This window comes from Streptomyces sp. NPDC041796, assembly GCF_055590785.1.
In genome coordinates this window covers 79,926-102,011 of record NZ_JBVJAH010000009.1, presented here as the reverse complement: position 1 = coordinate 102,011, position 22,086 = coordinate 79,926, and the positions used below count along the sequence as shown (strand labels likewise).

Here is a 22,086-nt window from a genome sequence, read left to right as displayed (position 1 = left end):
CCGCGAACCCGATGGGCCCAACACCACGTGCCACGGGCGGCGCACGACCTTACCGTCGTAGTCACTCAGCCGACGGATCAGAGGGAACCTGATGCATGGTCACCGGAACAGCGGCAGCGGGAACACCATCGGCGGGCTCGTCACGGCGGCGCTGTGCGCGTCGGCCGTTCTGATGCTCGCCGCCCCCGCCGCCGATGCCGCCGCGCCCCGTCCGGGCGGACGTGTGGACTGGAACGCCATCGCCAAGTGCGAGTCCAACGGCGACTGGGACGCCAACACGGGCAACGGGCATTACGGCGGCCTCCAGTTCAAGCAGTCCAGCTGGGTCGCCGCGGGCGGCCTGAAGTACGCGCCGCGGGCGGATCTGGCCACCAAACGCGAGCAGATCGCCACGGCCCGGAGGCTCGCTGCCATGCAGGGCATGGGTGCCTGGGCGTGCGCCCGGCGCTGAGGAGCGCCGGACGCCCGCCTCGGCGTACCGCTCAGAAGTTGCCGTAGTTGACCTGCCACGTGGGCAGGCCCATCCGGCGCCAGACGGCGACGACGCGGTCACGGTCGTCCAGGGAGACCCGTACCGCGAATCGGTGACGGACGTGCCGGTCGAAGAGTTCGGCCTTCACGACGTCGTCGCGCCGGTGGTCACCGGCGGCGCGCATCCACAGCTCGTCGTACGGCACCTCGTGGCGCCGGAGCCACTCCTCCGTCGTCCCGCGGTGCTCCTCGCCCCGCCCGGAGAGCAGCACGACGACGTCGTCGTCGGCGCGCCGGAAGGAGTGCAGGGCCTGCCGCACCGAGACGTTGAGCAGGTCCTCGCCGCAGCGCGTGAAGTCGTACGGCCCGCGGTCCCCCCTCAGCGCCAGGGTGCCGTCGATGTCGCACAGGACCGCCGACGGCAGCGCCGGGTCGGCGACGTACGGCTCCACCGGCGGCTGGTCGTTGAGCCAGGCGTCGGTGAGCTGCCAGCCGCCCTTCCTGGCCTTCAGGTGCTTGTCGGCCAGGATCCGGATGATCTCCTCACCGACCGGACGTTCCCGCTCGCCGTCACGCCGTATGCACTCCTCCAGTGGGACACCGGTGAAGTCGTGCACGACGAAGGCGGCGAGCCCGTGCACGGCGGCCTTGAGCCGCTTGGGGATGTGCGGCGTCAGGTGGGTGTTGTCCACGACGACGTCGAAACCGTCGTCGACGGCGGCCCGGACCGCCGCGTCCTGGACGGCGAGCACGGTCTGCTCGTGGGCGTAGGAATTCCGCTCGCCCCGGGGGACGTCCATCATGGTGCGCAGGTCGTCGAGATTGACCCGGCGCATCCGGCCGTCGGACTCCGCCTGCAGTCTGCGCGCCTCGGTCGTCTTCCCCGATGCGGGCAGGCCCGTCATCACATGTACTACGGGCACCGCTCAGTTCTCCTCGTCGTTCTTGAAGGGGTCGGACGCCGCCGGCCGTACGGAACGGTACGTGGCGAGTTCCGTCGGACGTCCGTCCAGGCGCAGGAACATGGCCGGGCGGACGGCCGGGTCGGGCAGGGCCTTCACGGCGCGGGCGAAGGCGGCGCGGTCGCCGCCCAGCGGGGTGAGGGTCCGGTACGCGTCGTCGATGGCGCGCTCCCGGTCCGCCACGTCCTTCTCGATCCGTGCGATCACCTCGCGCACCCAGGCGTCGAACTCGTCCGGCACCTGCTCCAGCAGGGCGTCGAGGGGACGGCCGCCCGACGCGGCGATGTCGGCCGCCGAGCAGCCCAGCGCCTGGGCCACCTGCCCGGCGGGCAGGTGCGCGAAGCGCTGGATGCCGTGGCCGCGCCAGATGTCCCGCTCGGTGACGCCCGTCAGCACCTTGTGGAGGCGTACGTACTCCGACAGTTTGGCCTTCGCCCGCACCCCGGACGCGAAGCGCAGGACGAAGCCCTCCGCGTCCGTCCCGGTCGCGGTCCCGCCCCCGGGCAGGGTGTTCGACGCGGTCAGGGCCACCAGCTCGGCGAGCGGCACGGGCGGGCGGACCGTGACGACGGAGCCGATGGCCCGCCAGGCGGGGGCGGCGTCGGCCAGGGGTATCTCCGTGCCGTCCTTGGCGAAGGCGGCGAGCAGCACCAGGTCCCGGCGGTCGCCGTAGTCGACGACGATGCGGTTCTCCGGGTAGAGGATCTCCGCCAGGTAGGTCACCCCCGGGGTGAGGGCCGAGGTGTCCTTGCCGTCGAGCCGGCGCTGCGCCCAGGTGGCCTGCGTGCTGATGAACGACCCCTTGGACGCGACCCGCCACCGGCCCGCGTAGTGGAAGACGACGGCGAGGCTGCCGTCGACCTTGTCGTACACCTCGAACGGTTCGTCCGGCAGCGCGGGGGCGTACGGCTGACCGGACTCGTGCTCGCCGACGTTGAAGAACTTCGGCAGCGGCAGCGCGACCACCTCACCGGTGGTGTCGTCGGCGACGAGGCCTCGGCAGCGCATGGTGACGCGGTTCCAGATCCGCTCGTACTGGCACGTCCTGGTGTACGTGTAGATGGACAGCGGCAGCTCGGGGTGCGCCTTGCGGGTGACGTGCCCTGCGTCGAGCGCTGCCGCCAGTTCCTGCGGCGGCAGCAGCTGATGGAGAGTCAGGTATGCCTGGCTCATGTGTTCCTCCCGTTCGAGATGCCGCATTCTCGCCTCCGGGAGGCCGTGGAAGACAGCGAATTAGCAGCCCAGCGGCGCGACGACCCCCTCGTACATCATGCGCATGACAGCGCACGAGCCCCCCGTCGCCCCCGTCGGGGCGGGCAGGCGGGGCGTACGGGACCGCGGGGGTTACGACCGGCGGCGGGGTTTGCCGCGCTTGCCGGCCTTGGCGCCGCCGGAGCCGCTCCGGGAGCCCTTGCCGGCCGGCTTGCCCGCCGTGGGCTTGCGCCGGGCGGCGGCTCCGCCCTTCTCGGGGCGCGCGGCCCTGGACTGAGCCGGGGCCTGCGGGCCCCGGGTGCTGTTCACGGTCCTGCCACGGACGATCCCGATGAAGTGCTCCACCAGGTCCGTCGTCTCCTCCTCCGGCCACGACAGCGCGACGCGCGACTGGGGCGCGTCCGTCACCGGCCGGTACGTGAGGTCCTTGCGGTGGTGCAGCCGGGCGAGCGACTGCGGGACGACGAGCAGGCCGATACCCGCCGCGACCAGTTCGACGGCGTCCGCCGTCGTGTCGGGGCGCTCCTTCGCCGGGACTCCCGGCGGGCGCTCCCATCCGAGGGTGTCGTCGAGGGGGTGCAGCACGACCTCGTCGGCGAGGTCCTCGGCGGACACCTCGTCGACCGCCGCCACCAGGTGGTCCTTCGGGATCACGACCACCGTCGTCTCGGTGTACAGGGGGATGGCGCTGAGGTCCGTCCGGTCGATGGGCAACCGCACCAGACCGGCGTCGGCGTCACCGGCCCGCAGCAGGCCGGCCGCTTCGGCGGCGGGCACCTGCACAAGGGCCAGTGGTACGTCGGGCAGCCGCTCGTTCCAGATCCGCACCCACTTGGTCGGCGTCACACCCGGGACGTAGGCGAGCCGGAACGAAGGGGATACATCCGAGCCTGTCACCCCGCCAGGTTACCGGTCGTGGTCGGAGGTCGTGCACACGCTCGATACCCTTGACACATGAAGTCGCACCAGACCACCCAGACGATGAAGCCCGCCACGGCGGCGAAGAAGCTGGGTGTGTACCTCGAGGCCACCCCCGCCGAGTTCCAGGAGGGTGTCGTCTCCCGCGCCGAACTCGACGCGCTCCAGGCCGATCCGCCCGAGTGGCTGCGGGAACTGCGCCGCAACGGCCCCCACCCCCGGCCGGTGGTCGCGGCGAAGCTGGGCGTCTCCATCTCCGGTCTCGCGCGGGGCGGCGTCACCGAGCCGCTGACCACGGAGCAGATCGAGGCGCTGAAGACCGAGAGCCCCGAGTGGCTGGTACGGGAACGCGCGGTCCAGGCCGAGGTCCGGAAGGAAGCGGTGCGGATCAAGGAGAAGAAGGCGGAGCGCGCCTGACGCGAGGCTCCCCGCCCACGCCTTCGGGGACGGCCCCGACAGGCGTGGCACGGGCGCCGGGCCTAGGTTGGACCCATGGGGGTGTCCCGTCCCGGCGGCGAGGTGGGCCAAACATGCGTGCCTACGATCTGGCTGAGCCCTATCCGTACGTCACGACCGACGACGACGCGCTGGAGGCGGCCCGGCTGCTGGCGGAGAACTCCCTGCCGGCCCTCCTGGTGCTGGACGCGGACGGCCTGCCCCACGCCATCGTGCCCGGCTCGCAGCTGCTGCGGCAGCTGGTCCCCGCCTACGCGGTCGACGACCCGCTCCTCGCCGCCTCGGCCGGGGAGCGGGTTGACGTGGAGATCACCGAGCGGCTCGCCGGGCTCACGGTCGCCGAGTGGGTGCCGCGGCGGCTCTTCCCGCCCCCGTACGTGGGGCCGGACGCCACACCGATGGAGGTGGCGGCACTGATGGCCCGAACGCACAGCCCGCTGGTCGCGGTGGTCGAACGCGACGGCGGCGGCCGGGTGCAGCTCCTGGGCACCGTGACCGCCGCCCGCCTGATCAGGTACTTCCTCGTCCGGCTCGGGCGGAGCGGGACGGCCGGCGGACCGTAGGCGCCTCGCCGGGACCGTCCGGCCGGCCGGAGGTCCGGGCGCCAGGACCGTCAGGTGATCGCGGCGCCCTGCGCCACCAGCACCACCACATCGACGCCCGCCACCGCGATCGAGGCGATGAACGGCACCCTCTCCCGGCGGCGGCCGACGACGGCGCCGCCCACGGCCAGGGCCACGGCCACCGCCACGGCGAGCGGGCCCAGGACCCCGTCCCCGGCGGGCCCGCCGAAGACGAGGACTGCGGAGGCCGCCACCAGCGGCACGGGCAGCAGCAGCCGTACCCGGTCCGGGCCGAGGCGGTGCGGCCAGCCGCGTACCCCGACGGCCAGGTCGGAGCCGATGTCCGGAAGGACGTTGCCCAGGTGCGCCCCCACACCGAGCAGCGCCCCGGAGACGACGACCCACCAGTGCGGCCAGGGGCTCCCCGGCAGGCTCAGCGCCACGAACGCGGGCAGGGCGGCGAAGCCGGCCACGTACGGCAGCCAGGACAGCGCGGTGGCCTTGACCCCGAGGTTGTACGCCCACGCGGCGCCCACCCCGGCGAGGTGGATCCCGCCCGCGAGCGGACCGCAGGCGAGCGACAGCGGCACGGCGAGACCCAGCGCCACCCCGGCCGCGCCCCGGACGGCCGAGGCACCGACGGTCCCCGACACCACCGGTTTGCCGTACCGCCCGGTTGCCCGGTCGCGGGTGGCGTCGACGGCGTCGTTGCACCAGCCGACCGAGAGCTGGCCCGCCAGTACCGCGGCGGCGACCAGCAGGCAGCCGCGTCCGTCGTGCCCGGCTGCCGCCGCCAGAACCGTCACCAGCACGGTGACGGCCACGGTGGGGCCGGGGTGACAGGCCATCAGCAGCCCGCCCACGGCGCCGGTGCGTGCCGATGCGGTCCGGTCGGTGACGTCCACGGCGCGAGCGTAGGCGCACATGGCGCCGGGAGAACGGACCCGGGGTACGGCGACACGGCGACACGGCGCTCAACGGGCGAACCTGCGGTACGCCGGCACGGCGCGGGGGCACACATGGGAGGCCGACGTCCCCGACCTGGAGCGCCGATGACCCGGATCGCAGCCGTTCACGGAGCCCTGCCGCAATACCGGCACTCCCAGCGGGACCTCGCCGACATGGCGGCCCGGCACTGCCTGCCGTCCGGGGCCGACCGGCGCGCTCTCGACCGGCTGCACCGCGGCACGGGGGTGCGCTCGCGCCATACGGCGCTCCCGCTGGACCGGTACGGCGAGCTGGACGGCTTCGGTGCCGCCAACGACGCGTTCATCGCCGGTGCCGTGGAGCTGGGTGCGGAGGCGGTCACCGGGGCACTGCGCGCGGCGGGTCTGTCGCCGCGGGACGTGGACCTGCTGATGTTCACCTCGGTGACCGGCATCGCGGCGCCGTCGGTGGACGCCCTGCTCGTGGGGCGACTCGGGCTGCGGCCGGACGTCAGACGGCTGCCGGTCTTCGGCCTGGGCTGTGTGGCCGGCGCGGCCGGGATCTCCCGGCTGCACGACTATCTGCTGGGCCGGCCGGACGACGTCGCCGTGCTGCTCTCGGTCGAGCTGTGCTCGCTGACCCTGCAGCGGGCCGACCCCTCGCCGTCCCAGCTGATCGCGACCGCGTTGTTCGGCGACGGTGCCGCGGCCGTCGTGGCCCTGGGTGCCCGGCGGCACGGCGCGTCGGGTGCGGGCGGCGGGCCGACCGTGGTGGCCGGCCGCAGCCGTCTGTACCCGGACACCGAGCGGCTGCTGGGCTGGGACATCACCGGTTCCGGCTTCCGCGTCGTCCTCGATCCGGCCGTGCCGGACGTGGTCCGCAAGAATCTCGCCGGCGACGTCGACGGCTTCCTGGCCGACCACGGGCTGGGCCGTGGCGACGTGACCGCGTGGGTGAGCCACGCCGGCGGCCCGAAGGTCCTCGACGCCGTGGCGGAGGCGCTCGACCTGCCGGACAGTGCCCTCGACGTGAGCCGGCGGTCGCTCTCGGCGGTCGGCAACCTGTCGTCGGCGTCCGTACTGCACGTCCTGCGCGACACCCTGGCCGAGGCCCCGCCGCCCGGCACCCCGGGGCTGCTGCTGGCCATGGGGCCGGGTTTCTGCACCGAGCTGGTCCTGCTGCGCTGGTGAGAACGGGAGAGACGGATGGTCTGGTACACCCTGCTCGTTCTGGTCGTCGGTGCGGAGCGCGTCGCCGAGCTCCGCGTCGCCCGCCGCAACGCTCGCTGGAGTCTGGCCCGTGGCGGGGTCGAGTCGGGGCGCGGGCACTACCCCGCGATGGTGGCCCTCCACACGGGTCTGCTCGTCGGCTGTGTGGCCGAGGTCTGGGTGGCGGAGCGGCCGTTCCGCCCGTGGCTCGGCTGGACCATGCTGGCCGTGGCCGTCGCGGCCCAGGGGCTGCGCTGGTGGTGCGTACGGACCCTGGGGCCGCGCTGGAACACCCGGGTCCTGGTGGTGCCCGGCCTGCCCCTGGTGACCGGCGGCCCGTACCGGTGGCTGCGGCACCCGAACTACGTGGCGGTGGTGGCCGAGGGCCTCGCTCTGCCGCTGGTGCACGGCGCGTGGCTGACGGCCGCGCTCTTCACGGCGTTCAACGCGGCGCTGCTCGGCGTCCGCGTCCGCTGTGAGGAGGCGGCTCTCGGCGGGGCCGCCGGTGCCGGTGGCGTGCCGGTGTCCGCCGGCGCCCGGGGCGTACCGCGGTGATCGACGTGCTCGTCGCGGGCGGTGGGCCCGCGGGCCTGGCCACGGCGATCCACGCCGCGCTGCACGGGATGGAGGCCGTCGTGATCGAGCCGCGTCCGGGGCCGGTGGACAAGGCGTGCGGTGAGGGGGTGATGCCGAGCGGTGTGCGGTCCCTGGCCGCCCTCGGTGTGGAACCGGCCGGTCACGCGCTGCGCGGCATCCGGTACGTGGCCGCCGCGCACCGCGCCGAGGCCGGTTTCCGTGCCGGCACCGGGCTGGGCGTGCGGCGGACCGTGCTGAGCGCCGCGCTGGCCCGGCGGGCCGCCGACCTGGGCGTGCGGGTCCTGCCGGGCAGGGTGGACGGCGTCCGGCAGGGTGCGGACGCGGTGAGCGCGGCGGGGCTGCGGGCGCGGTGGCTCGTCGCGGCGGACGGCCTGCACTCCCCCGTCCGCCGGGTCCTCGGCCTGGAGCTGCCCGACCGGCGGCCGCGGCGGTTCGGCCTGCGGCGGCACTACCGGATGGCGCCGTGGTCGGACTTCGTCGAGGTGCACTGGTCGGCGAGCGGGACCGGAGAGGCGTATGTGACACCGGTCGGCGGTGACCTGGTGGGGGTGGCCTTCCTGAGCACGGCGAAACGCTCGTACGACACGCACCTGGGCCACTTTCCGGAGCTGGCGGCCCGCCTGGGGTCGGGGGCGGCGACGAACGCCGTACGGGGTGCCGGGCCGCTGCGCCAGCGGGTCCGGGGCAGGGTGGCCGGCCGGGTGCTGCTCGTCGGCGACGCCGCCGGGTACGTGGACGCGCTCACCGGCGAGGGCATCTCCCTGGCCCTGGCGGCGGCGGAGGCGGCGGTGCGGTGCCTGCGGGCGGGGCGGCCGGAGGCGTACGAGAGGGAGTGGCGGCGGCTGTCGCGCCGGCACCGGCTGCTCACCGAGGCGCTGGTGCGGGTCGGCTCCCGGCGGGACACGGCGCGGCTGGTCGTTCCGGCGGCCGCCCGGATGCCGCCGGTGTTCGCCGCGGCGGTCCACGCCCTGCAGTGACTTCGCCGTTGCTCTCCCGGCGCACCGGTGCCGGGCGGATACTTGCCGCATGGACACCCTCAGGGAGCGTGTGGGCCGTGGTCTGTTCACCCGTGTCGCGGGTCCCTCCGGCCCGGTCAACCGTGCCCGGATCCACGGCACGCCGGGGCCCCGCTGGTTCGGCCCGGACCGGCCGATCCGCCGGGTCCACGGTGACGCGTCGATGTTCATCGGCGGGCTGAGGGCGTTGCTGATGCAGTCGCTCCACCCGCTGGCGATGGCCGCGGTGGCGGCCCACTCCGGTTACCGGGGCGACCCGTGGGGGCGCCTCCAGCGGACCAGCACGTTCCTGGCGGTGACCACGTACGGCACCGCGGACGACGCGCGGCGGGCGGTGGAGCAGGTGCGGGCCGTGCACGAACGGGTGCGCGGGACGACCGCCGCCGGGGAGCCGTACCACGCCGCCGATCCGCACCTGCTGGGCTGGGTGCACGTCGCGGAGGTCGACAGCTTCCTGACCGCCCATCAGCTCTTCGGCAGGCATCCGCTGGACGCCGCGGGCTGCGACGCGTACATCGCCGACACCGCCCGCGTGGCGGCCGCTCTCGGGGTCGTCGACCCGCCGCGCGACCGGGCCGGGCTGGCCGACCGGCTGGCCGCGTACCGCCCGGAGCTGCGCGCCACGCAGGAGGCGCGCGAGGCCGCCCGGTTCATCCTGCTCCAGCCGCCCCTGCCGTGGATCGCCCGGCCGCCGTACGCCGTCCTCGCCGCGAACGCGGTGTCCACGCTTCCGGTGTGGGCGCGGCGGCCACTGGGGCTCCCCCGCCTCCCGGGTGTCGAGGAAACCGTCGTCCGGGCGTCCGGGCACGCGCTGACCAGGACGATCCGGTGGGCCATGCGGCCTCCCCCGCCGACGGCCAACGGCGCGGCCGGCGCCTAGCGGGCGTTCTTCACGCGGTACGCCAGGGACGGCTTGCCGTGCGTGTCGGCGACGGCGATCAGCAGGCCTCCCAGCACGGAGAGGTTCTTGAAGAAGTGCGTCCGCCGGCGCGCGCGTTCCTCCGGGTCCTCCACCGTCCAGTACGCGTGCCCGGCGAGGGTCGTCGGGACGAGGGTGGCGGCCAGGGCGAGCGCGGAGAGGCGCGGGAAGCGGCCCGCGGCGAACAGCACTCCCGCGCCGACCTGGACGGCGCTGTTGACGCGTACCAGTTTCTCGGGGTCGTCGGGCAGCGCCGGGATCCGTGCGGCGAGGGGCCGGGCCACCGGTTCGGCCACCGGGGCCACGGCCTTGGGGTCGCGCCAGGTGCGCAGTCCTCCGGTGACGAAGGTGGAGGCCAGCAGCGGACGGGCCAACTTTCGGAAAATCGCCATGCGACGCGGGTGCCCGGCACCGCGCTGGGCATGCCCCTCGGGAACGCCCTCGCCGGGGACTTGCGGAGGGGCGGTCGTGTGAAACGCGATCGAGGGGTGATCATCGCTCTTGTACTGATCGCACCAGACGGTTTCTTACGGACATGGAGGAGTGGACGGATGCCGAACGAGCGCGCGGGGCGGCCGGCGCGGCCGGAGGACCTCATCGATGTGGCCCGGCTGGTGACCGCGTACTACGCCCTGCACCCCGACCCGGCCGAGCCGGCCCAGCGCGTCGCCTTCGGCACGTCCGGGCATCGCGGGTCCTCGCTCACCGGGGCGTTCAACGAGGACCACATCGCCGCGACGAGCCAGGCGATCTGCGAGTACCGGGCCGGTCGGGGCATCGACGGGCCGCTGTTCCTCGGTGCGGACACCCACGCGCTGTCGGAGCCCGCGCGGGTGACCGCCGTCGAGGTCTTCGCGGGCAACGGGGTGACCGTCCTCGTGGACTCCGCCGACGGTTTCACGCCCACCCCGGCCGTGTCGCACGCGATCCTCACCCACAACCGGGGGCGTACCTCCGGCCCGGCCGACGGCGTGGTGGTCACCCCCTCGCACAACCCGCCGGCCGACGGCGGGTTCAAGTACAACCCGCCGAACGGCGGGCCGGCCGGCTCGGAGGCGACCGGGTGGATCCAGGAGCGGGCCAACGAGATCATGGCGGGCGGCCTGAAGGACGTACGGCGGCTCACCTACGCCCGGGCGCTGGCGGCGCCGACGACCGGGCGGTACGACTTCCTCGGCTCCTACGTGCGGGACCTGCCGTCCGTGCTCGACCTGGACGCCGTGCGGGCCGCGGGCGTACGGATCGGGGCGGACCCGCTGGGCGGCGCGTCGGTCGCGTACTGGGGCCGGATCGCAGAGGAGCACCGGCTGGACCTGACGGTGGTGAACCCGGTCACCGATCCCACGTGGCGGTTCATGACGCTGGACTGGGACGGAAAGATCCGGATGGACTGTTCCTCCCCGTACGCGATGGCGTCGCTGATCGAGGGGCGCGACCGGTTCCAGATCGCCACGGGCAACGACGCGGACGCCGACCGGCACGGCATCGTCACCCCGGACGGCGGTCTGATGAACCCCAACCACTACCTGGCCGCCGCCATCGCCTACCTGTACCGCCACCGTGAGCAGTGGCCGGACGGCGCGGGGGTCGGCAAGACGCTGGTGTCGTCCGGCATGATCGACCGGGTGGCCGCCGATCTCGGGCGGCGGCTGGTCGAAGTGCCGGTCGGTTTCAAGTGGTTCGTGGACGGGCTGGCCGACGGCACGCTGGGCTTCGGTGGCGAGGAGTCCGCCGGCGCCTCCTTCCTGCGCCGGGACGGCTCGGTGTGGACCACGGACAAGGACGGCATCATCCTGGCGTTGCTGGCGTCCGAGATGCTGGCCGTGACGGGGCGAACGCCCAGCGAGCACTACGCCTCGCTCACCGCGCGGTTCGGTGAGCCGGCGTACGCGCGGATCGACGCACCCGCGACCCGGGAGGAGAAGGCGGTCCTCGGCCGCCTCTCCCCCTCCCAGGTGACGGCCGACAGCCTCGCCGGGGAGCCGATCACGTCCGTGCTCACCGAGGCCCCCGGCAACGGCGCGGCCGTCGGCGGCATCAAGGTGACCACCGAGAACGCCTGGTTCGCGGCCCGTCCTTCGGGCACCGAGGACGTCTACAAGGTGTACGCCGAGTCGTTCCTCGGCGCCGATCACCTGACACGCGTGCAGGAGGAGGCCCGGTCGGTCGTGTCGGCCGCGCTGAACGGCTGAGACCTTTCTCCTCACATGCCCGTTTTCGGCCGGTGGTTCCGTGTGAGCCACCGGCCGAAGCACACCCTCTTGCCTGCAACGCGGCTGGAGCAAATACCACGTTGAGCATTCGGAAGCAAGCTCTCCGTTACCCCCCTTGGCTGGTTATGATCGGCACCCGCACGCGTCACCACAGCCGGACCGGCCGTCCCCCACGCCCTTCCCCAGGGCTGCGCCGGTCCCGGTTGCCGGCCTGTCCCCGCACCCCGCTCACGAGGGCTGATGTCTTCCATACAACCCGAAGGTCCACGCGTTCCGCCGACCCGTCGTCGGCGGCGCTCCGTGCGCCTCCGTACGCTGCTCATCCTGCTGGCGCTCGTCCCCACCGTGGCGATGGGCACCCAGGTCGCCGTGACCGCGGAACGGCTGCTGGCGCAGTCCGGGCACCTCCGCGCCGATGTGGCGGCGGGTGAACGGATCGGTCATCCGCTGCACGCGCTCATGGTCGCGATGCAGACCGAGCGGACGATGACCGCCACGCGGTGGGCGGGCACCGCCGTCGCCGAGGAGACGGTACGCACCCGGCGCGCCGCCACGGACCTGGCCGCCGACGCCTTCCGCCGCGAGGCGGCCGCGGCGGGTCCGGGGACCGAGGAATCGGACCGCCGCCTGCTGGAGGTCATGAAGGGCCTCGACGACCTGGACGCCTACCGGGAGCGCGCGGACGCCCGCATCGGCAGCGCCGACAGCGTGATCGTCTTCTACAGCGACCTGATCAGCCAGATGATCCGCTACTTCCAGGACGGCTTCAGCCACACGGACGACGCCGGCCTCACCCAGGAGAGCCGCGTCGTCATCACCATGTTCTCGGCCGCGGAGATGATGGCCCAGGAGGACACGTTCCTGGCGCTGGCCGGGCCGTCCAGGGAACTGAGCACGCGCCGGTTCGCCGACTTCGTCAACGCGGTGGGGGCTCACCGCCATCTGTACGACCGGTGGATCGTGCCGTTCCTGCCCGCCGAGGACGCCGACCGCTTCACGGCGCTCACCGGGACGGAGGCGTGGCAGACCAAGACCCGTGTCGAGAACCAGGTCCTGTCCGACCACCAGGACACCGACTCCGGCGTGAAACTGCCCCGCGGCATCAACGACTGGGCGGCCGCGCACCGGAAGTGGTCGGCCGAGCTGGACGCGCTCAACACCGACCGTACGCGGGCGCTGCTCGACCACGGCGACGCCAGGGCGTCGGAGCTGGAGGCGGAGGTCACCTGGCTGATCGCGGGCAGCAGCGGCGCGCTGCTGTTCGTCACGGTCGTCGTCGTGCTCACCACCCGCTCGGTACTGCGCCGTCTGCGGGTGCTGCACGAACGTACGGTGACCGTCGCGGAGGAGACACTGCCGGACGTCGTGGCCCGGCTCCAGCAGGGCCGTCCCGTCGACGACGGGGCGCTGCCCGCGGTCCGGGGCGAGCAGGACGAGGTGGGCCGGGTCGGCGACGCGTTCGCCCGGGTGGTGGCCGTGTCCGTCGACGGTCACCGGCAGCTCGCGGCGGAGCGCCATGGCTTCGGCATGTTCGCGGCCGGTATCGCCTCCCGCACCGGGAACCTGGTCAGCCGCCAGCTCACCCTCACCGAGGAGCTCCAGGACACCTTCGGCGGCGACGAGGCGCTGCTGGCCCAGCTGATGCGGTCCGACCAGTTGACGGTGGGTATGCGGCGGCAGATCGAGAACCTGCTCATCCTGGCCGGTGGCGAGATCCCCGATCCGCACACCGAGCCCATGCGCGTCGCCGACCTGCTGCGCGAGGCCGCGGCGGAGGTCGAGGAGTTCCGGCGGATCGAACGACAGGCGCTGGACGAGATCAGCGTGGAACCGCGGGTGATCAGCCAGATCAGCCACCTCCTGGCGGAACTGCTGGACAACGCCACCCGGTTCTCCCCGCCGCGCTCGAAGGTCGTCATCCGGGCGGAGCTGGTGGCCGACGGCCTGTCCGTCGAGATCGAGGACCGTGGTCCCCGCGTGACGCCCGCGCGGTACGAGGAGATGAACGGGCGCCTCCACTCGGCTCCCCCGTACTCCGTCCTCGCGGAGAACGCGCACCGGCTGGGCCTCTTCGTGGTCGGCCACCTCGCCGACCAGCTCGGGGCCACCGTCACCCTGCGCCGCTCGGTGTACGGCGGCACCTCCGCCGTGGTGATCATCCCCCGGGAGCTCCTCGTGCCGACCGAGCGCGAGCACGAGCCCGTGGCCGCCCCGGCCGCGGTGGTGCCGCCGGCCGCGCCCGCCCCCCGCCGCTCCGACGAGGACAGACCCGAACTGGTCCTGCACAAGGCCGACCCGCTGCCGGTCCGCCAGGCACCGGCCCGGCAGGCCGCACCTGCCCTCGAGGCGGCGTCCCGTCAGGTACCGGCGCTGGAGGCGCCGGACCGGCCGGTGGGCCGCGGCGCGACCCGCGGCGGCGCCACGCGCCCGGCCCTCCCCGAACGCGTCCCGCAGACCCACATGGCCGAGCAACTCCGCGAGCCCCGTACGACGGACACGGCCCCCCGTCCGGACGCGGCGACGCCGCAGGAGGTGGCCGACGCCTGGGACGACTACGAACAAGGCACCCGGACAGTGGAAATCGAACTCCGACAGGATCAGCCATGACGACAACGAACGACATGATCTACAGCGTTCTGGACAACAACCTGAGCCGGATCGCCGGCATCCAGGGAGCGGTGCTCCTGTCCAACGACGGGATCAAACTGAGCGCCTACCTGCTGGACCGCCCCCAGGCGGAGCGCATCGCGGCGGCGTCCTCCGGCATCGCGTCGACGATGAAGGCGATTTCCCGGGAGATCGACGGCGGCCGGGTGATCCGCCAGCTGGTCGAGATGGACGACCGGTACCTGTGCATCGTCGGCTGCGGCGAGGGCAGCACGCTCATCGTCGTGACGTCCCGCAAGGCGCGGCTCGGCGAACTGGGCGGGGAGGCCGTGCGTACCGCACAGGCGCTGGGCGAGTGGCTGGGCACACCTGAGCGCACCCAGGCTGCCACGTCGTAATGTCCGACGAGCCGCAGCGCGGAAGCCGTCGCAGGACGCGGCTGTACGCCTTGACCGACGGTCGTACAGCCGCGCCGCACACCGTCCTCACGATGGACACCACCATCACCGCGGCCGTCGCCGACGCCCCCGACGGCCTGCCGACCGAGTGGCGGGCCGTCCTGTCCATGTGCCCGCCGCCGGGCGGGCGGGCGGTCGCCGAGATCGCCGCGCGGATGGGGATGCGCCTGACGCCGATGACGCTCCTCCTCGGTGAACTCGCGGACCGCGGGCTGATCCACCACCGGCCGCCCCTGGAGGGCGCCGAGACCACCAATGTCCACCTGCTCATGAGAATCAGGGACAACCTTGCCCGGATATGACACCCCTGCCCAGGAAGCGGCGCCCGTCAAGATACTGATCGCCGGCGGGTTCGGCGTCGGGAAGACGACCCTGGTGGAGACGGTCTCCGAGATCGAACCGCTGCGTACGGAGGAGCGGCTCACGGCCGCGGGTGTCGGCGTCGACGACCTCGACGGCATCGAGTCGAAGACGGCGACCACCGTGGCGATGGACTTCGGCCGCATCACCCTCGACGACGCCGGGGTCGTGCTCTACCTGTTCGGCACTCCGGGGCAGGAACGCTTCTGGTTCATGTGGGACGAGCTGCTGAACGGGGCGCTCGGGGCGATCGTGCTGGTCGACACCCGCCGTCTGGACCGCAGTTTCCCGGCCGTGGACTTCTTCGAGAGCCGCGGGCTGCCCTTCGTCGTCGGTGCCAACTGCTTCCACGGCGAACAGGCCTACACGGAACGGGAGATCAGGGCCGCCCTGCACCTGCGCGACCCCCGGACGCCCATCCTCATGCTCGACGCGCGCGCCCGCGCCGACGTCCGGGGCGCGCTGCTCGCCCTCCTCGACACGTGCATCGACAAGGCGCGGACCACGGCGTCCGTCTGAGCCCACCGGCGGTGGGTGGTCCCGCGCTCTCAGGCGGTGTCCACCGCCGGTGCCTCACGGGCTTCGCGCAGCGCCAGGTGCACCGACCACAGCACCGACACCAGGGGAACCGCGACCACCGCGCCCACGACGCCGGCCGCGACGGCTCCCCCGATCACGGAAATCGCCACCACCAGCGGGTGCAGCCGGACCGCCCAGCTCATCACCAGTGGATGCAGCAGATGCCCCTCGATCTGCCCGATGACCACGATCAGCGCGACCACGACGGCCGCCGTCAGCGGCCCCTCCGCGGCCAGGGCGACCACCGCGGCCACGGCCAGCGCGACCGGGGAGCCGATCAGGGGCACGAACGCGGCGAAGAACTCCAGGAGCGCCAGCGGGACGGCCAGCGGCACGCCGAGGAAGTACAGCGCCACCCCGACCAGGACCGCGTTGGTCGCGGCGACGAGCACGATCCCGCGCGTGTACCCGGTGAACGTACGCCAGGCCGCCCGCCCCGCCAGACCCCACCGCGACCGGACGCGTTCCGGCAGCTGCCCGCAGAACCAGGCCCATTGCCGGTCGCCGGAGTGGAGGAAGAACACCGAGGCGAACAGCCCGAGGGCCACGGCCGTCAGCACGTGCACCAGGCTTCTCGCGCCGCTGAGCGCCTCGCTGAGGAGCTTCGAGCGATGACCGGAGAGGAAATGCCCGAGCTTGCTGTGCAGGTCGGACAGCACGTCCGGGTGGAGCCGGAACGGCGGCTCCTCCAGCCACTTCTCGATACGGTCCAGTCCCACCCTGAACTCCCGCATCAGCGTGGTGCTCTCACCCGCCACCGCCTCGCCGACCAGCGCCAGCACCCCGAACAGCAGGGCGATCCCGCCGAGCAGCGTCACGGCGACGGCGAGTCCCCGGGGCACGCGGCGGTCGAGGAGGTCGGTGAGCGGCCGGAGCATCGCGGTGACGACCAGCGCCAGGAAGAGGCCCACCCCGATCTCGTGGAAGCGGCCCAGCACGGCGAAGACGGCGTACACCGCCGCGCCGACGACCAGCAGACGCCACGCGTGGGCCGCGGCCCTGCGGAGGAACGGGGACACCTGGGGCTCCATGCCCACCGGGGTACCACCGCGGGCCCGGCCCGCCACGCGGCCGGCCCGACGTTCGCCCGACCGGGACGCCGGACGGACGAACGAGCCGGGCGCGGGGCCCGGTGAGGACCGTTCAGAGGCCGACGTCCCTGGTGCGGAGGTCGGCCGGTGTCTCGCGGCGGACGAGCAGCCTTGCACCGCCCTCGGCGACGGCGACGACCGGCGGGCGGCCGACGAGGTTGTAGCCGGAGGCCATGGACAGCTGGTAGGCGCCGGCGACCGGTACGGCGAGGAGGTCGCCGGGGTGGACGTCACCGGGCAGGCCGGCGTCCACCGCCAGGACGTCACCCGCCTCGCAGTGCCGTCCGACGACGGTGACCGTGCGGGCGCCGGCGGACGGGTGCCGTCCGACGAGGCGGGGTGTGTAACGCGCGCCGTACAGGGCGGGTCTGGGGTTGTCGCTCATGCCGCCGTCCACGGCGACGAAGACGTGCTCGCCCGTGTGTTTGACGGCCAGGACCCGGTAGAGCGCGATGCCGGCGGGTCCCACGATGGCGCGTCCGGGTTCGATGAGCAGGCGCGGCACGGGCAGCCGGGCGGCGGCGCAGCTGTCCGCCAGGGCGGTGCGGACCGTACGGGCGAGTCGGGCGGTGTCGAGGTGCCGTTCGCCGGGGCGGTAGGCGACGGCGTGGCCGCCGCCGAGGTCCAGCTCGGGCAGGACGACGCCGTGCGAGTCCCGGACGCGCGCCATCAGCCCCACCATGCGGCGCACGGCCGTGGCGTACGGCTTGACCGAGGCGATCTGCGAGCCGAGGTGGCAGTGCAGTCCGGTCAGTTCCAGCTCCGGCCGGTCCAGGACGCGGGCGATGGTGTGCTGCGCCGAACCGTCGCTGATGGCCAGGCCGAACTTCTGGTCCTCGGTGCCGGTCCGGATCTTGTCGTGACCGCCGGCGCTGATGCCGGGCACGACCCGGACCATCACCTTCTGGCGCCCGTCCGGCCCGAGGGCGGCGGCGAGGCGGGCGATTTCGGAGGGGCTGTCGATGACGACGCGTCCGACGCCGAGCCGCAGCGCGGTGTCCAGGTCGTGCGGGGACTTGGCGTTGCCGTGCAGCACGATGTTCTCGGGCGGGAATCCGGCGGTGACGGCGAGCTGGAGTTCGCCGGCGGAGCACACGTCGAGGCCGAGGCCCTCGTCGTCGACCCAGTGGACCATGGCACGGGAGAGGAACGCCTTGGCCGCGTAGAACACCTCGGCGGCGGGAAAGGCGTGCCGGTAGGCGCGGCACCGCGCCCGGACCTCGTCCTCGTCCAGGACGTAGGCGGGTGTGCCGAACCGGTCGGCGATATCGGTGAGCGGTACGCCGCCCACGGACAGGTCGCCGTCGGGCAGCCGCCGGGTGGAGGCGGGCCACAGGGAGAGATCGCTGTCGCCGGGCGTCGCCGTGGCGGCCGGGGGCGTGTGGAGGGTGGTCATGGCGGTCCTTTCAGCCGGTCCGCAGGAGCCCGGCCCGCGGGGAGGTGACGGCGGCCACCGAGGTCGCCGCGGGCGCGGTGAACCGGGGGTCCACGGTGAGGGTGGTGGCGCCCACGGGGGCGGTGAGCGCGCGCAGGGCGGGGCGGGACAGCCTGATCCACGCCTGGCGCGGCCCGAGTGCGGCCGCCAGCCGGTGTTCGGTGGTGAAGCCGACCGCGGTGCGGCCGCCGGGCGGGGTGCGGAACAGCCGTACGGCGCACCCGAGGGGTCCCGGCCGGACGGGTACGTACAGCGGTCCGGCCGGGACGGGTTCGGGCGGTTCCGGATCGTCGGCGCACCGGAGCTGTGCCATGGGGTTCCTCCTGGAGGATCCTCGGACGAGCGGGAACCCCGGCGCGGGGAGGCCGCCGGGGTGTGCTGTCGACGGTATGCCCGTCGGGCGGGGCCGGTTGAACGTCGTTGACGCCGTGCTGACGGGGCGGCAGCGAGCCTTGACGCCGTCCTGACGGGTGCGGGCGGGTTTGGCCGCTTCTGAGGGCCCATGAGGCCTGCCGGAGGCTCTACGATGGGCGCCCACGGGCCAGCGGCGGACGGGAACGAGTGGTTTTGACCGGGACCGGGCTTCTCACGGAGCGTCAGCTTGCCGCGCACCTCGCGGAGGTGGGCGTCGAGCCGGGCGGTTTCCTGCTGGTGCACGCGTCGTTACGGGCGGTGGGCCCGGTCGCGGGCGGCGCGGAGGCGGTACTGCGCGCGGTGCGGGCGGCACTCGGGCCGGACGGCACCGTGGTGGTCCCGGCCTTCACGGCCCGCAATTCGGACACCTCACCCGCCTATCGGGAGCGGGTGCGCGGGCTCGCCGAGGCCGGGCGCACGGCCCTGCGCGCGGCCATGCCCCCGTACGACGCGGACACCATGCCGTGCGACGCGGGGCTCGGGGTCCTGCCCGAGATCGTGCGGACGAGTCCCGGCGCGGTGCGCAGCGCGCATCCGCAGACGTCGTTCGCCGCGCTGGGGCCGCACGCCGAGAAGGTCGTCTCCGGACACCGCCCGGACTGTCATCTCGGTGAGGACTCACCGCTCGCCCGGCTCTACGACCTGCGGGCGCGGATCCTGCTGCTGGGGGCCGGGTTCGGCAGCTGCACGGCCTTCCACCTCGGCGAGTACCGGGTGGCGCGGCCGCCGCGCCGGACGTACCGCTGTGTGGTGCGGGACGGCGGTGGCGTACGGCGGTGGTGGGAGTACGAGGACGTCGCCCTCGACGACGGTGATTTCGCGGCGCTGGGCGCGGACCTGGAACGGTACGGCGGCGGTGCGGTGCGGAGCGGGTTGGTCGGATCGGCACGGTGCCGGCTCGTGGGGGTCGCCGAGGCGGTGGACTTCGCGCGGCTGTGGTTCGCGCGCAACCGGTGCGGCTCCTCTGGTGGACGGTGACGGGCGATCAGTGACCCCACGGGGGCACCGGATCGGGTCCGGAGGGCCCCGAATGGCGTACGTTTCCTCATTCGTTCGCGAACGGCCGGTTCGGGGGCGCCCCGGACCGGGCAACTCTTCCGAGACCTGTGGGAGTTGCCCTGGACCGTGGGGGGACTGTGACCGTGCTGCGCGGCCGTGCGTTTCTGATGTTCGTTCTGGCGTCCCTGCTGGGCGCCTCCCTGGCGGGCGCGCCGCCCGCCGCCCCGGCGCCCGTGTGGCAGCGGATCGCGTCGGGTGTGGAATACCGGTGGTTCGACATTCCGTCCTCGCGCGGCACGGCACGCGCCCATCTGCTGTCGGTGGACCTGGGCAACGCGCGAGTGTCGACGGGGCTGCTCCACCCGGGAGTGGTCGCGGCACGTTCCCCGCTGTCCACGCTGGCGGACGGCGCGGGGGCGGTCGGGGGCGTCAACGGTGACTTCTTCCACCTGTCGGAGACGCAGCACCCGGGCGTGGAGGCGACGGGTGCCCCGGTGGGTCCCGCCGTCGCGGACGGGCGGCCACTGAAGGCCGCCGTGCCGAACGGGCAGCGCTTCGGTCCGGCCCTGCCGCCGGGCACGACCACCCGCCACGTACTGGGCGTCGGGGAGGACGGTCTGGCACGGATCGGCGAACTGGCGCTGGAGGGGACGGTGTCGTCGGAGTGGGGTGAGCTGCCGCTGGGCGGGCTCAACCAGTACGCGCTGCCGGTGGACTCGGTGGGGGTGTTCACCAAGGACTGGGGCGCCGCCTCACGTGTGCGCGCCACGTGCGGCACGGACACCCAGCGGGACGCGCCGTGCAGTGACGAGACCTACGAGGTGACGGTCCGCGGTGGTCAGGTGGCCTCGGTGTCGGAGACGCCCGGCCGCGGTGCGATCGCCCCGGGCACGGAGGTGCTGGTCGGGCGTGAGGCGGGGGCGCGGGAGCTGCGGCGGATGGAGGTCGGTGACCGGGTGCACGTCACGTACGCGCTGGCCGGTGGCTCGTACCGCTTCGCGGTGGGCGGCTTCCCGGTGCTGCGTGGTGGGGAGCCGCTGAGCGGGATGGACAAGGTGACGCCCGCGGTGCGCACGGCGGCGGGGGTCCGGGACGGCGGGCAGCGGCTGCTGCTGCTCGCCCTGGACGGTTCGCCGGGGTTCCGCAGCGGGCTGAGCGTCGTCGAGGTGGCGGACGCGATGCGGGACCTGGGCGCGACGGACGCCGTCAACCTGGACGGCGGCGGCTCCTCCACTCTGGTGGCCCGGGAGGGCGGCGCGGCGAAGGTCAAGGTGCTCAACCATCCCAGCGGCGGCGCCCAGCGTGCCGTGCCGAACGGCATCGGGGTCTTCGTGCGCGGTGAGGACACGCCCTAGGGCTTGAAGTTGCTGACCACGTCGGCCGTGGCGGAGACGCCGTTGTAGATGGTCGGCGCCAGGCTGGTGCTCGCGAGGAAGAACCCGAGCAGGCCGCACACCAGCGCGTGGGAGATCTTCAGTCCGCCGTTGCGCAGAAAGATCACCGCCATGATCAGCAGAAGCACCACCACGGAAATGGATACGGCCATGCGTCACCCTCCTCGGCCAGTCGCCGCACGGTGTGTGTGGCATTCGGCGGCCAGTCTGGCGGAGCGGAGGCGCCGTCCGGACGTACGGCATGTCGGCCGAACGGGTATTACCGGGCGGTGACCCGTTACTCGCGGTGGGCGCGGAGGAAGCGCGCGAGTCCCGCCAGGTCGTCGGTGTTGACGTGGTCGACGCGGGCGGCGAGCAGTTCGGCCCATACGGCGTCGCGGGCGGGGCCGGGCGCGTCGGGGGTGGCCCAGAAGCGGAGGCGGCGGCCCTCGCGGTGGGCGGAGGCGGCGAGTGCGTGGAGCGTGGCCCGCTCGGCGGCGGGGAAGGGACCGGTGCCCTGCCAGCGGAAGGTGTGGGTCCAGTTGGAGCTGACGAGCGGGATGAGGGAGGCGGGGGCGCCGGTGCCCAGGTCGTCGAGTCGCCCGTCGTAGAAGGCGGGGCGGACGGTTTGCGCCTCCATGGGTGCGCGGGCCGCACGGTCCCCGGAGACGACGACCGTGACGGCTCCGGTCCGGACCCTGCCATGGACGCAGGTGCTGAGCATGCGCCGGTGGGCGGCGAGTTGGCGGTGGAGTTCACGGTACGCGGCGACACCGTCGGCCTTGATGTCGACGAGGAGCTGCACGGGCCGGCGGTGGCCCGCGTACACGGACCCGTGGTTGGCCTTCACGCGGGCCGCCAGCGGGTCGAGGTAGAGGGAGCGCAGGGTGCGTGTGGGGTCGAGCTGTGCGGGCTCGTGGGCTACGAGGAGCTCGCCGTCGACGAGGAAGACGTCGGCCTCGACGCTGGTGAAGCCGTGCGCCAAGGCGTCGTGCAGGGGCCGTCGGTGCAGGTAGTCGTTGTGCGCGTGGGCCCGGCGGAGGGGCCGCACGTGCGACGTGGACACGGGGTGCGCGGCCGCCCGCTGGGAAGGCAGGGTGAGGGCGGTGGCGGCGGTGGCGAGGGTGACGACGGCGGAGCGGCGGGACAGCGGCGCCATGGATGCCTCCGGGGCACGAGGTGCGGCGAGGACAGGAGGGACGGCACCGAGTATGCGGCCCCTGCCCTCGAACGACGGTGCGTCCGCGGGGAGTTGGCCGATACGTCATGGACTCGTCACCCCGGGTTCGCGTCACCGGCGGCGGCCGT

The 22,086-nt window shown here is 73.6% G+C and carries 24 protein-coding genes; 14 read left to right on the top strand and 10 right to left on the bottom strand.

All coding sequences use genetic code 11. From position 1 onward, the window contains the following. Positions 1-91 precede the first annotated feature (91 nt). Entirely contained in the window at positions 92-451 is a 360-nt protein-coding gene (locus ACZ6C1_RS19735; protein ID WP_469242399.1) for a transglycosylase family protein, read from the top strand. Positions 452-482: 31 nt separating this feature from the next. Here the strand turns inward: ACZ6C1_RS19735 and ACZ6C1_RS19730 are convergent, their stop codons facing one another. The 3 genes from ACZ6C1_RS19730 to ACZ6C1_RS19720 all read right to left on the bottom strand — a co-directional run bounded on the left by ACZ6C1_RS19730 (position 483) and on the right by ACZ6C1_RS19720 (position 3,542). Then, entirely contained in the window at positions 483-1,394 is a 912-nt protein-coding gene (locus ACZ6C1_RS19730) for a phosphatase domain-containing protein (RefSeq protein ID WP_469242398.1), read from the bottom strand. A 3-nt stretch (positions 1,395-1,397) separates the two neighbouring features. After that, complete coding sequence (locus ACZ6C1_RS19725) at positions 1,398-2,606, bottom strand: T4 RnlA family RNA ligase (RefSeq protein WP_469242397.1); 1,209 nt, start codon at positions 2,604-2,606, stop codon at positions 1,398-1,400. A 171-nt stretch (positions 2,607-2,777) separates the two neighbouring features. Further along, positions 2,778-3,542, bottom strand: coding sequence for a LysR family substrate-binding domain-containing protein (locus ACZ6C1_RS19720; RefSeq protein ID WP_469242396.1), 765 nt, complete (start codon positions 3,540-3,542; stop codon positions 2,778-2,780). 57 nt (positions 3,543-3,599) lie between these two features. Between ACZ6C1_RS19720 and ACZ6C1_RS19715 the strand changes: the two genes are divergently transcribed. Beyond that, entirely contained in the window at positions 3,600-3,980 is a 381-nt protein-coding gene (locus ACZ6C1_RS19715) for a DUF5997 family protein (RefSeq protein WP_469242395.1), read from the top strand. 113 nt (positions 3,981-4,093) lie between these two features. Then, positions 4,094-4,582: a CBS domain-containing protein gene (locus ACZ6C1_RS19710; RefSeq protein WP_469242394.1), complete on the top strand. Its 489-nt coding sequence runs from the start codon at positions 4,094-4,096 to the stop codon at positions 4,580-4,582. A 50-nt stretch (positions 4,583-4,632) separates the two neighbouring features. On the opposite strand, the gene ACZ6C1_RS19705 is transcribed toward ACZ6C1_RS19710, so the two are convergent. Continuing rightward, on the bottom strand, positions 4,633-5,487 hold the full coding sequence (locus ACZ6C1_RS19705) for a UbiA family prenyltransferase (RefSeq protein WP_469242393.1): 855 nt from the start codon (positions 5,485-5,487) through the stop codon (positions 4,633-4,635). Positions 5,488-5,634: 147 nt separating this feature from the next. Between ACZ6C1_RS19705 and ACZ6C1_RS19700 the strand changes: the two genes are divergently transcribed. The 4 genes from ACZ6C1_RS19700 to ACZ6C1_RS19685 are packed head-to-tail and all read left to right on the top strand — an operon-like array spanning position 5,635 to position 9,210. After that, a complete protein-coding gene (locus ACZ6C1_RS19700; protein WP_469242392.1) occupies positions 5,635-6,699 on the top strand; it encodes a type III polyketide synthase in 1,065 nt (354 codons plus the stop codon). Between the two features lie 15 nt (positions 6,700-6,714). Continuing rightward, entirely contained in the window at positions 6,715-7,272 is a 558-nt protein-coding gene (locus tag ACZ6C1_RS19695) for an isoprenylcysteine carboxyl methyltransferase family protein (RefSeq protein ID WP_469242391.1), read from the top strand. Then, positions 7,269-8,291, top strand: a complete 1,023-nt coding sequence (locus tag ACZ6C1_RS19690; RefSeq protein WP_469242390.1) for an NAD(P)/FAD-dependent oxidoreductase — start codon at positions 7,269-7,271, stop codon at positions 8,289-8,291. Before ACZ6C1_RS19695 ends, ACZ6C1_RS19690 begins: the two co-directional genes overlap by 4 nt. Before the next feature lie 49 nt (positions 8,292-8,340). Beyond that, positions 8,341-9,210 (top strand): oxygenase MpaB family protein, encoded by an 870-nt coding sequence (locus tag ACZ6C1_RS19685; RefSeq protein ID WP_469242389.1) that lies wholly within the window; start codon positions 8,341-8,343, stop codon positions 9,208-9,210. Here ACZ6C1_RS19685 and ACZ6C1_RS19680 read toward each other — a convergent pair. Continuing rightward, positions 9,207-9,641 carry a DoxX family protein gene (locus ACZ6C1_RS19680; protein ID WP_469242388.1) on the bottom strand — a complete coding sequence of 145 codons (435 nt, stop codon included), beginning with the start codon at positions 9,639-9,641 and terminating at the stop codon, positions 9,207-9,209. The genes ACZ6C1_RS19685 and ACZ6C1_RS19680 overlap by 4 nt on opposite strands. 159 nt (positions 9,642-9,800) lie before the next feature. Between ACZ6C1_RS19680 and pgm the strand changes: the two genes are divergently transcribed. The 5 genes from pgm (at position 9,801) to ACZ6C1_RS19655 (ending at position 15,406) form a co-directional block, all read left to right on the top strand. Next, positions 9,801-11,441, top strand: a complete 1,641-nt coding sequence (gene pgm / locus ACZ6C1_RS19675) for a phosphoglucomutase (alpha-D-glucose-1,6-bisphosphate-dependent) (RefSeq protein ID WP_469242387.1) — start codon at positions 9,801-9,803, stop codon at positions 11,439-11,441. Between the two features lie 321 nt (positions 11,442-11,762). Continuing rightward, the gene (locus ACZ6C1_RS19670) at positions 11,763-14,069 is read left to right on the top strand and encodes a sensor histidine kinase (RefSeq protein WP_469242386.1); all 2,307 of its coding nucleotides are present in this window, start codon (positions 11,763-11,765) and stop codon (positions 14,067-14,069) included. Then, the gene (locus tag ACZ6C1_RS19665; protein WP_351811152.1) at positions 14,066-14,467 is read left to right on the top strand and encodes a roadblock/LC7 domain-containing protein; all 402 of its coding nucleotides are present in this window, start codon (positions 14,066-14,068) and stop codon (positions 14,465-14,467) included. The genes ACZ6C1_RS19670 and ACZ6C1_RS19665 overlap by 4 nt, the downstream gene beginning before the upstream one ends. Continuing rightward, positions 14,467-14,829: a DUF742 domain-containing protein gene (locus ACZ6C1_RS19660; protein ID WP_469242385.1), complete on the top strand. Its 363-nt coding sequence runs from the start codon at positions 14,467-14,469 to the stop codon at positions 14,827-14,829. Before ACZ6C1_RS19665 ends, ACZ6C1_RS19660 begins: the two co-directional genes overlap by 1 nt. Then, positions 14,816-15,406, top strand: coding sequence for a GTP-binding protein (locus ACZ6C1_RS19655; RefSeq protein ID WP_469242384.1), 591 nt, complete (start codon positions 14,816-14,818; stop codon positions 15,404-15,406). The genes ACZ6C1_RS19660 and ACZ6C1_RS19655 overlap by 14 nt, the downstream gene beginning before the upstream one ends. A 29-nt stretch (positions 15,407-15,435) precedes the next feature. Here ACZ6C1_RS19655 and ACZ6C1_RS19650 read toward each other — a convergent pair whose 3' ends face one another. From ACZ6C1_RS19650 to ACZ6C1_RS19640, 3 genes are all read right to left on the bottom strand, one after another. Then, a complete protein-coding gene (locus ACZ6C1_RS19650; RefSeq protein ID WP_469242383.1) occupies positions 15,436-16,497 on the bottom strand; it encodes an AI-2E family transporter in 1,062 nt (353 codons plus the stop codon). A gap of 112 nt (positions 16,498-16,609) precedes the next feature. Further along, positions 16,610-17,953, bottom strand: coding sequence for a diaminopimelate decarboxylase (lysA, locus tag ACZ6C1_RS19645; RefSeq protein ID WP_469242382.1), 1,344 nt, complete (start codon positions 17,951-17,953; stop codon positions 16,610-16,612). A 10-nt stretch (positions 17,954-17,963) separates the two neighbouring features. Next, a complete protein-coding gene (locus ACZ6C1_RS19640) occupies positions 17,964-18,305 on the bottom strand; it encodes an SAV_915 family protein (protein ID WP_469242381.1) in 342 nt (113 codons plus the stop codon). 254 nt (positions 18,306-18,559) lie between these two features. Here ACZ6C1_RS19640 and ACZ6C1_RS19635 point away from each other — a divergent pair, with 254 nt between their 5' ends. Further along, positions 18,560-19,384 carry an AAC(3) family N-acetyltransferase gene (locus ACZ6C1_RS19635; RefSeq protein WP_469242380.1) on the top strand — a complete coding sequence of 275 codons (825 nt, stop codon included), beginning with the start codon at positions 18,560-18,562 and terminating at the stop codon, positions 19,382-19,384. A 188-nt stretch (positions 19,385-19,572) separates the two neighbouring features. Next, the gene (locus ACZ6C1_RS19630) at positions 19,573-20,760 is read left to right on the top strand and encodes a phosphodiester glycosidase family protein (protein ID WP_469242633.1); all 1,188 of its coding nucleotides are present in this window, start codon (positions 19,573-19,575) and stop codon (positions 20,758-20,760) included. Here the strand turns inward: ACZ6C1_RS19630 and ACZ6C1_RS19625 are convergent. Together ACZ6C1_RS19625 and ACZ6C1_RS19620 are read right to left on the bottom strand one after the other, a co-directional pair. After that, positions 20,757-20,951, bottom strand: coding sequence for a hypothetical protein (locus ACZ6C1_RS19625; RefSeq protein WP_469242379.1), 195 nt, complete (start codon positions 20,949-20,951; stop codon positions 20,757-20,759). The genes ACZ6C1_RS19630 and ACZ6C1_RS19625 overlap by 4 nt on opposite strands. 125 nt (positions 20,952-21,076) lie before the next feature. Then, positions 21,077-21,937 (bottom strand): phosphatidylinositol-specific phospholipase C/glycerophosphodiester phosphodiesterase family protein, encoded by an 861-nt coding sequence (locus ACZ6C1_RS19620; protein WP_469242378.1) that lies wholly within the window; start codon positions 21,935-21,937, stop codon positions 21,077-21,079. Positions 21,938-22,086: the final 149 nt, after the last annotated feature.